The 15,708-nt window shown below is 51.4% G+C and carries 11 protein-coding genes; 2 read left to right on the top strand and 9 right to left on the bottom strand.

All coding sequences use genetic code 11. From position 1 onward, the window contains the following. The first annotated feature begins 5 nt into the window (after positions 1-5). Together PH235_RS11745 and PH235_RS11750 are read left to right on the top strand one after the other, a co-directional pair. The gene (locus PH235_RS11745) at positions 6-1,430 is read left to right on the top strand and encodes a sensor histidine kinase (protein ID WP_272162526.1); all 1,425 of its coding nucleotides are present in this window, start codon (positions 6-8) and stop codon (positions 1,428-1,430) included. Positions 1,431-1,445: 15 nt separating this feature from the next. After that, a complete protein-coding gene (locus tag PH235_RS11750; RefSeq protein WP_272162527.1) occupies positions 1,446-3,020 on the top strand; it encodes a response regulator transcription factor in 1,575 nt (524 codons plus the stop codon). A 382-nt stretch (positions 3,021-3,402) separates the two neighbouring features. Here PH235_RS11750 and PH235_RS11755 read toward each other — a convergent pair whose 3' ends face one another. From PH235_RS11755 to PH235_RS11795, 9 genes are all read right to left on the bottom strand, one after another. Further along, entirely contained in the window at positions 3,403-5,808 is a 2,406-nt protein-coding gene (locus PH235_RS11755) for a phosphoketolase family protein (protein WP_272162528.1), read from the bottom strand. Positions 5,809-5,917: 109 nt separating this feature from the next. Then, entirely contained in the window at positions 5,918-7,342 is a 1,425-nt protein-coding gene (gene araA / locus PH235_RS11760; protein ID WP_272162529.1) for an L-arabinose isomerase, read from the bottom strand. A 13-nt stretch (positions 7,343-7,355) separates the two neighbouring features. Next, a complete protein-coding gene (locus PH235_RS11765) occupies positions 7,356-8,054 on the bottom strand; it encodes an L-ribulose-5-phosphate 4-epimerase (protein ID WP_272162530.1) in 699 nt (232 codons plus the stop codon). 16 nt (positions 8,055-8,070) lie between these two features. Then, on the bottom strand, positions 8,071-9,681 hold the full coding sequence (locus PH235_RS11770) for a xylulokinase (protein WP_272162531.1): 1,611 nt from the start codon (positions 9,679-9,681) through the stop codon (positions 8,071-8,073). A gap of 251 nt (positions 9,682-9,932) precedes the next feature. Beyond that, entirely contained in the window at positions 9,933-11,009 is a 1,077-nt protein-coding gene (locus PH235_RS11775; RefSeq protein ID WP_272162532.1) for a GntR family transcriptional regulator, read from the bottom strand. Between the two features lie 131 nt (positions 11,010-11,140). Then, entirely contained in the window at positions 11,141-12,253 is a 1,113-nt protein-coding gene (gene ald, locus PH235_RS11780; RefSeq protein ID WP_272162533.1) for an alanine dehydrogenase, read from the bottom strand. Between the two features lie 5 nt (positions 12,254-12,258). Next, a complete protein-coding gene (locus PH235_RS11785; RefSeq protein WP_272162534.1) occupies positions 12,259-13,347 on the bottom strand; it encodes a glycerol dehydrogenase in 1,089 nt (362 codons plus the stop codon). A 166-nt stretch (positions 13,348-13,513) separates the two neighbouring features. Beyond that, positions 13,514-15,016: a flotillin family protein gene (locus tag PH235_RS11790; protein WP_443080885.1), complete on the bottom strand. Its 1,503-nt coding sequence runs from the start codon at positions 15,014-15,016 to the stop codon at positions 13,514-13,516. Between the two features lie 12 nt (positions 15,017-15,028). Continuing rightward, on the bottom strand, positions 15,029-15,613 hold the full coding sequence (locus PH235_RS11795) for an NfeD family protein (RefSeq protein ID WP_272162536.1): 585 nt from the start codon (positions 15,611-15,613) through the stop codon (positions 15,029-15,031). Positions 15,614-15,708: the final 95 nt, after the last annotated feature.

Genomic DNA, 15,708 nt, shown 5'->3' on the forward strand with positions numbered 1-15,708 from the left:
ATGCGATGGAAAAAATAGCCAGCATCAAAGAGATATTCCAGCAGACCAATCGCCTGCTCTTCAGCATCACCCTGATTCCCTTGCTGGTGATCAGCATCTTTTACACGCGCAATATCCTGATCTCCCGCAGCGCATTGGCGAACGTCGAAGAGGCTAATGCCGTTTCGACCATCGTCCAGGAAAATGTTTTGGAGGAACTGTGGGACCTAGTCTTCGGCCTCATCCAAGTCACCGATTACGAGTCAGGCAATGAGCTGGAGAAGGTGCGCCTCTCCATCGAAGAGATCCAGGCCAATACCACTACCGCAAAGGAATCCGCCACACTGGATGTCGCTTTGCGGACCTTGGACACGCTTGACCATTACATTTCTGAGATGGAAAGCAATATACAGAATGAACGGCCGTTCGATGAAAATGAAGCCATCATGGTCCAGGTCGATGCCGTCACGGTCCTGCTTTATGCTATCCTGCAGGACTTCGTGCGCGTCGAAATCGAAATCGCGGGTAAAACCAGCGATGATATCCTTGTGTCGCTCTATTATCTGATCCTTTTTGAGCTCATCATCGTGCTCACGATCGTCTATTATGCCCGAAAAAACAACCGCTTTTTGACGCAGCAGATCCAAGAGCCGTTGAACGACCTGATCGTCCTTTCTGAGGAACTGTCGCAAGGCCATCTCGATTACCGCGCAAAAGAGCCGGAAGTCGCGGAGCTGCGCGTCGTAACAGAAAGCATGAATGACATGGCACGGAATCTGCATGTGTTGATTGAAGAAAACGCCGTGAAGCAATTCGACCTGGCCCAGAGCGAGCTGCGTGTCCTGCAGGCGCAGATTACGCCCCACTTCATCTACAATACGCTGGATGCCATCCTGTCCTTGGCTGAACAAGGCAACAGCGAGCAGGTGAAGACGATGACCTACGCCCTCTCCGATTTCCTGCGCATTTCCTTAAGCAAAGGCCAGGACTGGATCACGATCGAGAAAGAAATCCGCCACGTCGAAGATTACCTGACGATTCTGCAGATCCGCTACGGGGCCATGCTGACGTTCGCCATCGACATCCCGGATGCCATCCTCCAGACGGAAGTGCTGAAGATGATCCTACAGCCGTTGGTGGAAAATGCGGTCTACCACGGAACCAAGCATGTCCGCCGAGCCGGGAAAGTGACCGTCGCGGCGACCTATACGGCTGACACGATCCAATTCTTCGTGACCGACAACGGCATCGGCATGCAGGAGGATCGGCTGCTTGAAATCCAGGAACGCCTTGCCCAAGCCACAGTCGATGACTACGGTGAAGGCGGTTATGGCCTTTACAACGTCCGAAAGCGACTGCTGTTGTATTACGGCAACACCGCTTCCCTCGCTATCGACAGCACCTACAGAAAAGGCACGACCGTCGCAGTGACAGTACCGAAGATTACCTAAAAGGAGCGATCAAGCATGTATAAAATCTTTATAGTCGAGGATGAACACCTGATCCGGGACAGCCTGCGGAACCAACTGCTGTCCCTCGCCGAAACACACCCGCTGATCTTTTCAGGGGAAGCCTCAGACGGGGAAATGGCATTGGCATCGATCATGGATGTCAAGCCGGATATCCTGCTGACCGATATCCGGATGCCCTTCATGGATGGCCTGAGTTTGGCAAAGGAAGTACGGAAGATCTTCCCTTGGATCCGCATCATCTTCATCAGCGGCTTCGATGATTTCGAATATGCGCGCACCGCCATCCAAGTGCAGGCGGACGCCTATCTTCTGAAGCCGATCAAAGACACCGAACTGATCCAAACGCTGGAGGCTGTCATCGCGGTATTGGACAAACAAAAAGAACCCGTCACGGAACGGGATACGCATGCGGATAATTTCATCTTCGAGCTGAAGAAAAATCATTTCCTGAACGGCATCTTCCGCGGTGACTTATCGGTTCCGGAAGTGCTGCAGGAATCCGCCGCCTTGAAGCGTTCGGTAGTCGGGAAAAAGACCTGCGTCGTGTTGGCAACCAATCATTACGACAAGAACTTCGATGATTATTTCCGCTTCAGCAATTATCTGCATTTCCTTTTCGGAGCGGATGAGAGCATCATCTTCTCCAGCATCTCGTCGCGCTTCATCAAGTTTCTGCTGATGGACAGCGATACGGACAGGCTGTTGGAAAAAAGTTATCAGTTGGCTCAGACGCTCGTCCATGAACTGAAGGATGAGGAAGCGGAGGACCTGATCGTTTCAATCGGGCCGATCGTCGAACGGCTCAGCGAAATCCCGCAGGCTTACCGCTACACGCAGAACATGCTCCAGACCTACGGCGTGTTGCGGACCGAACGGATCATCAGCTACGAGGATGACATCAAGGACGGCGAAGTTTCCCCGACGAATCCTTTCAAACTCGATCTGGCCCAGAAAATTGCCCAGACCGAAGCGGATGAACTGGAGGAACTGGTGCTGGAGCTTCAGGGAACACCCGGGGATACCGAAGAACGCAACCGCCTCTTCCGATTTTTCGTGCTGACCGAGCTGGGCCATCTTGTCCAAAAAAAGAAGCCCGGTTCGGAGCAGCCTTTGCTTGAAAAAATGAATGATCTGGATCAACTGGCGGCGGTGGCGGCCGATGCCGCGGAATATACCCAAATCATCGAAAAGCTGTTGGCCTTCCTCATGGCGGCCCACATCAATCCCTCCATGGTGAAGTATCAGAGCGTCATCCAAAAAGCGTTGGGATTCATCAAGGAGAATTTTACCGATCCGGACATCTCCCTGAACGTCGTGGCTGATGCAGTGAACCTGAGTCCGTCGCATTTCAGCACCATCTTCTCGCAATCTTTGGGGCAGACCTTCATCGACTTCCTGACGGAATGCCGTCTGCAGCATGCCAAGGAGTTGCTGGTCGGGACGGATGACAAACTGTCCGCCATCGCGATGGACATCGGCTACAACGATCCCAATTATTTCAGCTACCTCTTCAAAAAACGGGAAGGACAGACACCGAAAGAATTCCGAAGAACCCACAGCAGAGCATGATGATTCGCGGTTATGGGGTTATGTGGTTAGGGGGTGGAATTCCCCGCCAAATTGTCTTTGAAGGGGAATCTCTGAGCGTAAATTAAATTTCCATATAAAGAGGCTGTATCAAATCCAGAAAATTCTGTTCTGGTTCTGATACAGCCCTTTTCTTGTTATCGATACGCCCTACACCGGTCGCTTCCTTGAAGATTTTTGAAAGATGGGCCGGACTGACAAAGAGCTGTCGCGCCCCACAAACATGGCTGCTGTCGTATTCCTCGGCAACTTCTTTGTTTATCGCTAGCAGGAAATATCCGAAAAAGATGCGCTGCCGTCCGTTGGAGCAATTGCTCCAAGGGCGGGAACGCATCTTTTTTATTTTTTAACAGTCTTTCTTACCTCAGTCCGCTTTGTTTGCGATCAGCTCTTTGGCTGCTGCCGCACCTTCCAGTGCTTCCCATTTCCATTCCATGACTTCCGCAATGTCCTCGCCGTTCTCGCGGATGAAGCGGTGGTGGAAATCCACAGTTTCCGTCATCCGTTGCGAGAAGGCTGACGCTTCTTCGCCATAGACGGCGTTGGCAGCATCCTGCGCCAAGTGGAAGCGATCCATTTCGGACAATACGCGCATGTCGAATGGTGTCGTGATGTCCCCGTTCTCACGGTAGCCGTGGATGTGCAGGTTGTGGTTGTGACGATCAAAGAAGATGTCACGGATCAAGCCTTCGAAGCCGTGGAAAGCAAAGACGATCGGTTTGTCTGCCGTGAAATAGGCATCGAATGTTTCATCGCTCAAGCCGCGCGGATCCACATCCGGATGTCGCAATTTCAACAGATCCACGATGTTGATGAAACGGATTTTCAATGCCGGAAACTGCTTGTGCAGAATCGTGACTGCGGCAAGTGCCTCCAGGTTCGGTTCCGTTCCCGCTGCTGCGATCACGACATCCGGTTCTTCGTCTCCGCAAGTCGAAGCCCAGTCGATCACTTTCAGGCCATCTTTGACCAATACTTCCGCTTCTTCAGCAGAGTAGAATTGCGGACGCGGGTGTTTCGAAGACACGATCAGGTTGATCTGTTCCTCGGAAGCCATCGTTTCCGCCATTACGGCCATCAAGGAGTTCGCATCCGCCGGCAAGTATTCGCGGATGAATTCCGGTTTCTTCTCAGCCAAGTGCGTCAGCAAACCTGGATCTTGGTGGGTGTAGCCATTGTGGTCCTGTTGGAACACGGTCGAAGTCGCGATCAGGTTCAAGGACGGATAGCGTTTGCGCCATGTCTGTTCTTTGGCTTTGCGCAACCATTTGAAATGTTGGGTAATCATCGAATCCACCACGCGCAGGAAGGCTTCGTAACTTGCGAAGAAACCATGGCGCCCAGTCAGGACATACCCTTCCAGGAAACCTTCCGCCTGGTGTTCGGACAACTGCGAATCGATGACACGGCCTGATGGAGAAAGCCACTCATCATAAGCAGGATCGATCGCTTCCATCCAGACGCGGTTCGTCACTTCGAATACTTTGTTCAGGCGGTTGGATTTGGTTTCATCCGGTCCGAAGATGCGGAAATTATCCGGATTGTCCACGATCAAGTCGCGCGCAAAGTTGCCGAATTCGATCATGTCCTGGGCAATAACTGCGCCTGGAACGGTCGTGTCGACGGCATACTGCTTCCAATCCGGAATGTTGAGCGGTTTCGGATCGATACCGCCGTTCGTGATCGGATTTGTAGCCATCCGTCGGTCGCCTTTCGGTGCCATCTCTTTCAATTCAGCCACCAGTTGACCACCCGCCGTGAACAATTCTTGCGGACGGTAGGACTGCATCCAATCCACCAGCGCATCGATGTGTTCCATATGGTGCGCATCCACCGGAATCGGCACTTGATGGGCGCGGAAGCCGCCTTCGATCGGTTCGCCATCCCACGTTTTCGGACCCGTCCAGCCTTTCGGTGTGCGGAAAATGATGACCGGCCAAGCCGGCATCTTCGCTTCGGCTGCAGAGCCTTTGCGGGCTTCTGTTTGGATCGCTTTGATTTTTTCGACAGCCCTATCCAACACTTGTGCCATAATCGGATGCACCGCTTCCGGTTCGGTTCCTTCCACGAACAATGGCTCCCAGCCCATGCCGCCAAAGTACTGCGTCAACTCTTCGTTCGATTTGCGGTCAAGGATTGTCGGGTTGGAGATTTTGCCGCCGTTCAGGTATAGGATCGGCAAAACGGCACCATCTGTAACCGGATTGATGAACACATTGGAGAACCAACCAGCCGCCAAAGGACCGGTTTCCGCTTCCCCGTCACCAACGACAGTCGCTGCAATCACTTCCGGATTGTCGAAGATGGCACCAGTAGCATGGGAAAGCGAATAGCCTAATTCGCCGCCTTCATGGATCGATCCGGGTGTTTCCGGTGCCGCATGGGAAGCTACCCCGCCCGGGAAGGAGAATTGTTTGTAGAGTTTCGTCAACCCTTCCAGATCTTCGGTGATTTCCGGATAGATTTCCGTGTAGGAGCCGTCCAGATAGGAGTTCGAAACCATGACTTGGCCGCCATGTCCTGGCCCTTCGACGTAGAACATGTTCAGGTCATATTTGTTGATGACGCGGTTCAAGTGGGCATAGATGAAATTCTGTCCGGAGATCGTTCCCCAGTGGCCGATCGGATGGAGTTTCACATCGGTTTCCTCGATCGAGCGTTGCAGCAAGGGATTGTCCTTCAGGTACAGTTGCCCCACGGAGATGAAATTGGCGGCGCGCCAGAAGGCATCCACCTTGTCCAGATACTCTTTTGAATCAAATGCAGTCATTTTTGTTGCTCCTTTTCATTTTTATTATTGAAAACGCTTGCCACGATTTTCACAAACATCCTCCAAAAAATCGGTTTGACGATTTTCTGTCAAACCGATCGAAAAAAAACTATTTGATTAAGGCTACTTCAAGACCGACCAGTTTTGCCCAAGCCAGGATCTGATCTGTGCTCAAACTCAATGAAACGACAGTGTGGTGACCGCCGCCAGCTTCGATCCAAGCGCGGATTCCGTCATGGAAATTCGGTTTTACTTCCCAAAGGACGCGTGCGACAGGAAGGTTCGGAGCTGCCTCAGTCGGTTCAAAAGCAACAACTTCATTCACCAACAACTTGTAGTGCGTTCCGAAGTCAGCCATTGAAACGACAACGCCGTCCCCTGCTTTGCCGTCGAATACAAGGCGGGCAGGCTCTTCACGGTTCCCCATCGATAATGGTGCGATCAAGATTTTTGGTTTGTTGGCCGCCAGTCCTGGATCGACTTCCAACATATGCGACTGCAGAATCGCTTCTCTGCCTTCAGCCATTTCATACGTGTAGTCTTCCATGAAGCCGGTGTCGATGTTGTGGGACATGATCTTCATCAAGCGGTCGATTGCTGCTGTTTTCCAGTCGCCTTCGCCTGCAAATCCGTAGCCTTCTGCCATCAAACGTTGTACTGCGAGACCTGGTAATTGTTGCAGGCCATGCAGATCTTCAAAGTTTGAGGTAAAGGCAGTATAGCCGCCCGCTTCCAAGAAACGACGGATGCCGATTTCTTGACGCGCCTGCACTTTGACGTGCGCTTCCCATTTGCCTTGCTCATAATCGCCGTAGTCGAAATCATACAAATCTTTGTATTCATTGAACAAAGCATCGACTTCTTCGTCTGCGACCGCATCGACATAGTCCACTAGATCACGGATGCCGTAGTAATCGACTGTCCAGCCGAATTGGATTTGTGCTTCCACTTTGTCGCCTTCGGTCACGGCAACGTTACGCATGTTATCGCCGAAACGCGCCACTTTGATGGAGAAGCTTTCATTGTAGGCTACCGCAACGTCCATCCATTCCGCGATTTGGGTTTGGACATTTTCACGTTCCCAATAGCCGACAACGACTTTGTTGTTCTTTTTCAGGCGCGCATTGATGAAGCCGTACTCGCGGTCGCCATGTGCCGCTTGGTTCAAGTTCATGAAATCCATATCAATTGTTGCCCATGGAATGCTTTCGTTGAATTGAGTTGCCAGATGCAGCAACGGTTTTTGCAACAATTTCGTGCCGCGGATCCACATTTTGGCTGGCGAGAAGGTATGCATCCAAGTGATCACACCTGCCACTTCATCACGGTAATTCACTTCTTTCATGATCTTCGTGATCGTATCGGGCGTTACCGCCAATTCCTGCAGCACAAGCGGATAAGGCAGTTTGCCGCTGTTGTTCAGGCTTTCCACGATAACAGCCGCATTGTTTTTAACTGTTTGTAAAGCTTCTTCACCATATAAATGTTGTGAACCGACTACGAACCAAAATTCTTTTTTTCCTACTTCTAACATATCTCCAGCTCCTCTATTTTTTCTGCCCGTAATAGGCGTTTTCTCCGTGTTTTCGCAAATAATGTTTATCCAGAATGCGTTGCGGCAGTTCTTCCGCGAAGGCATCCAATTGACGGGCGAACAGATTGGTTTTGCAGACCTCGTCCAATACGACCGCGTTCAGTACAGCACCCTTCGCATCGTTGGCCCAAGTGAAAGGCCCGTGCCCATGCAGCAATACGCCGGGAACTTCCATCGGTTTGATGCCGCGTTCGCGGAACGTTTCCACAATGGCGTTTCCCGTTTCTTCCTCGTAACCCCGATCGATTTCCGCTTGCGTCAGGAAACGCGCGCAGGGAACCGTGCCGTAGAAGGTATCGGCATGTGTCGTACCCATGGCCGGCACATCCAATCCAGCTTGCGCCCAAATCGTGGCCCAAGTCGAATGTGTGTGCACAACCGCGCCGATTTCCGGGAATTCTTTGTAGAGGACGGCATGCGTCGGCATGTCGGATGACGGGTTCAGATCCCCTTCGATGACGTTGCCGTCAAAGTCGCAGACAACCATATCGCTCGCTTTCATGTCGTCATAGCCGACACCGCTGGGCTTGATGACGAACAAGCCTTTTTCGCGGTCAACCGCACTGACGTTTCCCCAGGTGTATTTGATCAATCCCCGTTCCGGCAATTCCAGATTGGCTTGAAAAACTTCTTCTTTTAATTGTTCCAGCAAGATGTTTCCTTCCCTTCTATCTCAAACTCAAATGCGTGACTGCAGCTTGTTCGATCGCCAGCCCTTTTTGGTAACGTTCGATGAAAGTTCCGAAACCTTCTACATCGCGCGCATCTGGAGCGATCGTGACGCCTTCATCGGCACCGAATACTTTCTTGTCCAAAAATGCATCCAAAGTCTCTGATGTCTCCTTGCGATCGGCGTAGGCAGCCAGCAATGCGATGCCCCATGCACCGCCTTCTCCGGCTGTTTCCATTACCGTAACCGGTGCGTCCATGACGGCAGCCAATACTTTCTGGCCGACCTCAGGGGTTTTGAAGATACCGCCGTGGCCGACGATCTTGTCGATTGCAACATGTTCCTGCTTCAGGATATTCATGCCGATCTTCATCGCTCCGAAAGCGGTGAAGAGATGCACGCGCATGAAGTTGGCCAAGTTGAAGTTGCTTTCCGGTGTGCGGACAAACAACGGCCGACCTTCCGCCATATGAGTGATATTCTCGCCCGAGTAGTAACCGTAGGAAAGCAAACCGCCGCAATCGGCATCGCCTTCAAGGGCTTTATTGAATAAAGTGGCGAACAATTTTTCCGTATCGATTGCGAAACCGGCAGCTTCGCTGAATTCCCGAAAAAGCTTGACCCAGGCGTTGATATCGGATGAACAGTTATTGGTATGGACCATCGCGACCAGGCTTCCTGCCGGTGTCGTCACGAGATCGATTTCCGGATGCACTTCATTCAAGTCCTGCTCCAATACGATCATCGCAAATGCCGAAGTCCCTGCGGATACATTTCCGGTTCGCTCCGCCACGCTGTTCGTGGCGACCATGCCGGTCCCGGCGTCCCCTTCCGGCGCACATAACGGGATGCCCGCTTCGAGTGTGCCTGTCGGATCAAGCAGTTTGGCCCCCACTTCCGTCAGATTCCCGGCTGCGTCCCCTGCCAACAGTACTTCCGGCAGCAGATCCGCCAATTTCCAAGTCGCGCCTTTTTCTGCGACCAATGCATCGAACTGACCAATCATCCGTTCGTCGTAATTTTTCTTCTCGACATCGATCGGGAACATCCCGGATGCGTCGCCGATTCCCAAAACTTTCTTGCCTGTCAGTTGCCAATGGATGTAGCCTGCCAAAGTCGTAAAGAAAGCGACTTCATTTGTATGTTCTTCCTTATTCAAAACCGCTTGATACAGGTGAGCAATGCTCCAGCGTTGCGGGATATTGTATTTGAACAGTGCGGTCAATTCCTTTTCGGCATCAGCTGTAGTGGCGTTGCGCCAAGTCCGGAACGGCACCAATAACTCATTTTCCTGATTGAACGCCATGTAGCCGTGCATCATCGCACTGAAACCGATCGATCCGACTGCGGTCAAGGTCACGCCGTATTTCTCTTTGACCTCGCGTGTCAGTTCTGCATAACTTGTTTGAAGCCCTTCCCAAATCTGGTCCAACGAATATGTCCAGATGCCGTCCATTAGCTGATTTTCCCATTCGTAGCTGCCGGATGCGATCGGAGCGAAGCGGGAGTCGATCAGCACCGCCTTGATGCGGGTGGAGCCGAATTCGATTCCGATGCTCGTCTGCCGCGATTCGATATCAGTGACTATCGCTTGTAACTTCTCAGTCAAAATATTTCCTCCTTTTTGCGGTACACCCTTTTCGGATGCTGTCCGTTCTTCTTAGGCATATTATATTCCATATGTCCGTACATGTAAAGAGATAAATTGAATATTTGTCCGAACACAAAAAACAATGAGTTGGCGGTTGCCTGTCCCTTATGCATCGCTCGCTTCCCAATCGCAGCCCTAAAATCTACCTAAAAACCTGATGCAGCAACAAAAAGAAGCCATCCCGATTCAGGGATAGCTCCGTTTTTCAGTTATTGGATCCGTTTGACCGAATCGCGGATGATCAGTTCCGGCTCGAATATTTTATTGCCTGTCACTTCTTGCTGTACGGCCAGCATGATCCACTCGGCAGCTGCCGCTCCCAATTCTTCTTTGGGATGGGAAAGGGTCGTCAGCTTGACGCTGCCTGCCGTGCTCAAGAACGAGTCATCATTGCCGACCACCGAATAATCTTCCGGAACCCGTTTGCCCATGTCAGCAAGCGCTTGGATCAAGCCCTGCGCCACTTCATCGTTGTAGCAGACGATGCCGGTGACTTCCTGATCGCTCGCCAGCTTCTCACGAATCGTCTGGAACACTTGCCCTTTGGTTTCGGTCGTGTACGTATACACATTTTTCGGATCGAAATTTGTACGCATCTCTTCATGGGCTTTGATGAAGCCTTTCATCCGGTACTTCCCTTGCAGGTCGTCGATCTTCGTGATCAGCGCCAAATGCTGATGGCCCTGCTCGAATAGATGTTTCGTGGCAAGGTAGCCCGCTCTCGTGTCATTGACGCAAATGAATGGGACCGAAAGTTCTTCATAGTAGGCATTGATCATGACGACCGGTATGCCGCGTTCCTTGAAGGAAAGGTAATAAGCCAAATTCGGATTGTATTGGTTACTTTTTGTCGGTTCCACGATCAGCCCCGAAACACCTTGGCTGAGCATCTGTTCCAGACACTCCCGCTCCTGATCGACGTCGTTGTTCGTGCTCGCCAGCAGCAAAGAGTAGCCATTCTCCCGCAACTTCTGCTCGATGCCGCGGATGATCGATGGGAAAATATAGTCCGACAGATAAGTCGTGATGACGCCGATCGTCTTGCTGGAAGACACCCCGTCACCACGCCTCTGATATGTATCGTCGACATAGGTCCCGGAACCTTTTTCCTTACGCAGAAAACCTTCATTCACCAGCAAGGCGATCGCTTCCCGGACGGTATGGCGGCTGACCCCATAATCCTTCTGCAGCTGCAGTTCAGGCGGAATGACTTTGCCTACCACAAATTCGTTCGAAAGTATTTTTGAGCGTATCTCATCGGCAATCACCTGGTATTTTGTTTTCATGGCATGCTCTCCCTCTGTATATGTCCGTACAAATAGTATAGTAAACCAACCGGAAAAATACAAGTGCACGTTGACGAATTCTATGCAAAAACCGGACTTCCTGTTTGATATCTCAGGAAATCCGGCGCCTTTTACAACAAAGTTTCGATTGGAGTATAGACTGCGCCGATCGATTCGGCGACATCTTTGTTCGTCAGTTTGCCTCTGTGCACGTTGAATCCGGTCAGGATGGTCGGATTTTTTGCCGCCGCTTGCCGCGCACCTTGATTCGCGATTTCCACTGCATAAGGCAACGTGACATTCGTCAACGCGATCGTGGCTGTGCGCGGAACGGCGCCCGGCATATTCGGCACCGCATAATGCAGGATGCCATGCCGTTCATAAACCGGATCATCGTGCGTGGTCGTGCGGTCTTCGGTTTCAAAGATGCCGCCCTGATCCACGGCGATGTCGACGATCACGGAACCCGGCTGCATGCTTTTGACCATCTCCTCGGTCACTAACGTCGGCGCTTTCCGGCCGGGAATCAGGACAGCCCCGACGACGACGTCGGCATCCTTGATGGCATGGGCAATGTTCCACTCGTTCGATAGCAAGGTAATGACCGCGTTCCCGTACAAATTCTCGATTTCCGTCAAGATCTCCGGTCTGACGTCCAGAATCGTGCAATGGGCGCCGAGTCCCAATGCGATCTGTAAGGCATTGCGCCCGGCCACACCGCCGCCGATGATGACGACTTTCCCGTTCGCTACACCCGGAACGCCGCTCAGCAAAACACCTTTGCCGCCGTATGGTTTTTCCAGGAACTGCGCGCCGATCTGGACGGAAAGGCGGCCCGCGATGACGCTCATCGGTGTGAGCAACGGCAAATCACCTTTTTTGCCGACCATCGTTTCGTAGCCGATTGCGGTCATGCCCGCTTGCAGCATCGCCTCCGTCAGCTCCGGTGCGGCCGCCAAGTGCAGATAGGTAAACAGAATCAGGTCCTCGCGGAGGTATGGGTACTCCGATTCCAAAGGCTCCTTCACTTTGATGATCAGTTCGGCGGCCCAGACTTTGGCTGCGTCTTCCAACACCGTCGCCCCTGCCTTTTCGTACTGTCTGTCTTCGAATCCCGATCCGACACCGCAGCCGGATTGGACCCAGACTTGATGGCCGTTCTGGACCAGCAGTTGCACGCCTGCAGGCACCACACCCACCCGGTTTTCGTTATTTTTGATTTCCTTCGGCACTCCGATGATCATACCGATCATTCCTTTCCGACAAGTCCGTCCACCGCCAAAATGGCGTCGGCGACTTGCTCAGCCGTTATGTTTTTGCTTAGATTTTTCATGGTGTTGCTCTGGGATACTGCAAGTTTTCCGACTTTAACGAGCTCTTCATGCGTGGCTCCGGTCAGATGCATCTCGGCTAGAGTCGTCGGCATGCCGATTGCCGCCAGGAAACGACTGTATTTTTGGAAGTCTGCAAGAGGGCGCTCTTCAAGTACGAGTTGAACCAATAAGCAAAAGCCGACTATTTCCCCATGCGTCAGGCGATGGACCTCGCCTTTGATGGCGGTGAAGCCATTATGGATGGCATGTGCGGCCGCCAAGCCACCGTTTTCAAAGCCCAGTCCCGACAGCAGCGTATTCGCCTCGACAATCGCCTCGACAGCCGGCGTCACCAATCCTTTTTGGACATCAGTGAACGCGCTGAGTCCGTCACGGAACAAGGTTTCTTCGCAGGCCTTCGCAATGGCGGTGCCGGCGATGGTAGGCAATCCTCCTGCCAACGTATTCTCCCCGGAGGCTTTCGTTGCCAACGCTTCTGCACAGGTTGCCAAGGCATCCGCCATCCCGCTTGCGAAGAATCGGATCGGCGCTTGGATGACGATTTGCGTATCAACAAGCACCAGATCAGGGTTCTTCGCATAGAAACGGTAATGATCGAACAGCCCGTCCTGCGTGTAGAGCACCGATATCGCGCTGGTCGGTGCATCCGTGGATACGGTGGTGGGGACAATCACGACCGGCAATTCGCATGCAGCTGCAATGCCTTTCGCAACGTCGATGATTTTGCCGCCTCCGAGGCCGATGATGACGTCCGCCGTCGCATCGGCGACCTCGTCAGCCAAACGGACCATTGCTTCCAGCGAGGCTTCGCCAGTGAATGCTTCATAATGATAGGGAAAACCCTCCAGAGCCCGTTCCACTTTTTCCTGGAGCAAGCCCCAAACGAAATCATCCGTAAGCAGGAATGCCTTTTTTCCGTAGACAGCCGCTTCCTTCCCCAATGCGTCTATAGCACCTACTCCTTGAATATACCGGCTAGGCGACCGAAAAACATGATAAGCCATATGTGCGCCCCTTTTCCATTTGTGATTTATTTATTATGTATTTATTTTACCACAGCTATTCTTATATTTTCCTGTTCCACAAAAAATCCTTCGGAGCTCTTATGCTTCCGAAGGATTCTGATTTTATGCGTATTCTGTTTGCAAAGTTTTACCTGTATGCCTGCTTTTAAGAAACGGCTGTTTCTGTTTCCGGTTCTTTATTGGCTTCCGATGGACTGATTGCCTTATCTGCTGAAATTTCAGCTGCCATTGTCTCATTGATCACACCCAATTTACTGCCGATATTTTTGTTTCCGACGAACGATTCGATCAACGCCGTCACATCCAAGCCGGTCGTTTCTTTGAGACCTTCCTGAGTGGCAGCCAGGACTTGGCTGGCATAATTGGCTACTTTGGCAGCGCCTTGGCTGCCGTTGCCGCCATCGATTACCGTGATTCTGTCGATATTGGAAATAGGCTCAGCGGCAGCGCGCACGATATCCGGATATTTTTCGATCAGCATCGTCAAGATGGCCGCTTCCCCGTATTGTTTCAATGCGTTCGCTAAAGCTTCCTTCGCTTTCGCTTCGGCTTCCCCGATCGCAAGGATGCTGGCGGATTCCGCCAAACCGTTCAGCTCTTTCTCCTTGGCCCGCGCTTCGGATTCCCAGATCGCTTTTTGTTTGTCGGCAGCCGCCTTTGTTTCGATGGCATACCGCTCTGCATCGGCTTTCTTACGCACTTCTGCATCATATTGTTTTTCTCTCCGGACGATTTCTTTCTCTTCCAGTTCGATTTGTTTCACACGTTCCGTGATTTCGACGTTCATTTCTTTTTCTTTCAACAAGATATCCAGCTGCGCTTTTTCCAAAGCATAGGCATTATCGGCTTTCGCTTTGGCGACGTCCTGTTCTTGGCGGAATGCAGCCAGCTTCAATTCTTTTTGTTTATTCGATTCCGCGATTTGGGTCTCTCTCAAAATTTCGGCTTGTTGCGATTCTTGTTCCGCTTGGGCACGCTTGATGCGCGTTTCCTTATCGGCTTCTGCCTGAGCGATATACGCATCCCGTTTGACTTGGGCGATACGCGGTTGCCCAAGGGCATCCAGATAACCATTTTCATCCGTCACTTCCTTCACAGTGAAAGAGACGATGACCAAGCCCATCTTCGCAAGGTCCACACTGGCGACCGCTTGCACTTCTTGTGAGAACTTATCGCGGTTCTTATAGATTTCCTCGACCGTCATGGAACCCAGAATGGAACGCAAATGGCCCTCCAAAACCTCACGAGCTTCATTCTCCAGATCCTCTGTCGGCTTGCTCAAATATTGCTCTGCCGCGGTGGCAATTTCTTCCACTGTGGAACCGACCTTGATGATGACTGTTCCATCCGCAGAGACGGGGACCCCTTCCTCCGTATAGACAGCCGGCGTGCTGACTTCCAACTTGCTCGACAAGAGCGACAATTCCTTGGCTGTCTGAAATACTGGGATGACAAAAGTACCGCCGCCGCGGACAACTTTCATCGTGTTGCCTGTCGCTTTATCGATATAAGTATTTTTTCTGCCAAGAAAACTCCCGCTGACGATCAGCGCCTTATCCGGTGAAGCTGTCTTGTATCGCCCTATGAAAATTATCAAGGCAACCACCAGTAAAATCACTAAGATACCGATACCCATAAACTGATCCAAAAAATTCGTCATTTATTTCCCACCTTTATATTTTTTTTGATTCCATGTAGCAGGCTCATCCACCAAATCGTGGACAGCATTTTTGTACGGTGTGACATAGGCGATGTTATCCCGAATTTCAATGATCAACACCGTTTCCCCGCTGGCGATGTTCAACACATCCGCCGTATCAGAACAGGCATAGATAAGCGCCATTCTGTTCATTTTACCGAATCCGGTCGATACGATGATTTCCCCGATCGTTTTCTGCCCGATCGGCACAGTCACCGTCGCTTCTTTGCCTTCCAAATCTTTTGAACTCGTGATGGTGCTGTTTTCTGCCCGTTTCAATAAGGGCAGTACAAAGAAAATTTTGAAGGCGATGATGAGGGCTGAAACAACCAGAAAAACCGATGCGAACAAACCAAATGACCAGCCATCCGATTTTTGCAGCGCATTGACGAGCAGGCTCGTCATTAAAATACCCAGGAAAAAGTCAGTGATGTCGTAGAATCCCACAGACAAAATATCATTGAGCGGGAATGTCAGGACAGTGCCGGCCACACCAATGATGAACAGCAATTCCAACGGCTCAATCGTTTGGAAAAGTGTAATCATATTTCATCATCCTCCTTTCAGCCAAAAATTTGTAATAAAAATGAGCCGCATACATGTTCATTATCGAACAAACGTAGCCTGAAGTAAAGCCAGAA

Origin of the sequence: Trichococcus sp. K1Tr, from assembly GCF_028309625.1 — a bacterium.
In the GTDB taxonomy this organism is placed as follows: domain Bacteria; phylum Bacillota; class Bacilli; order Lactobacillales; family Aerococcaceae; genus Trichococcus.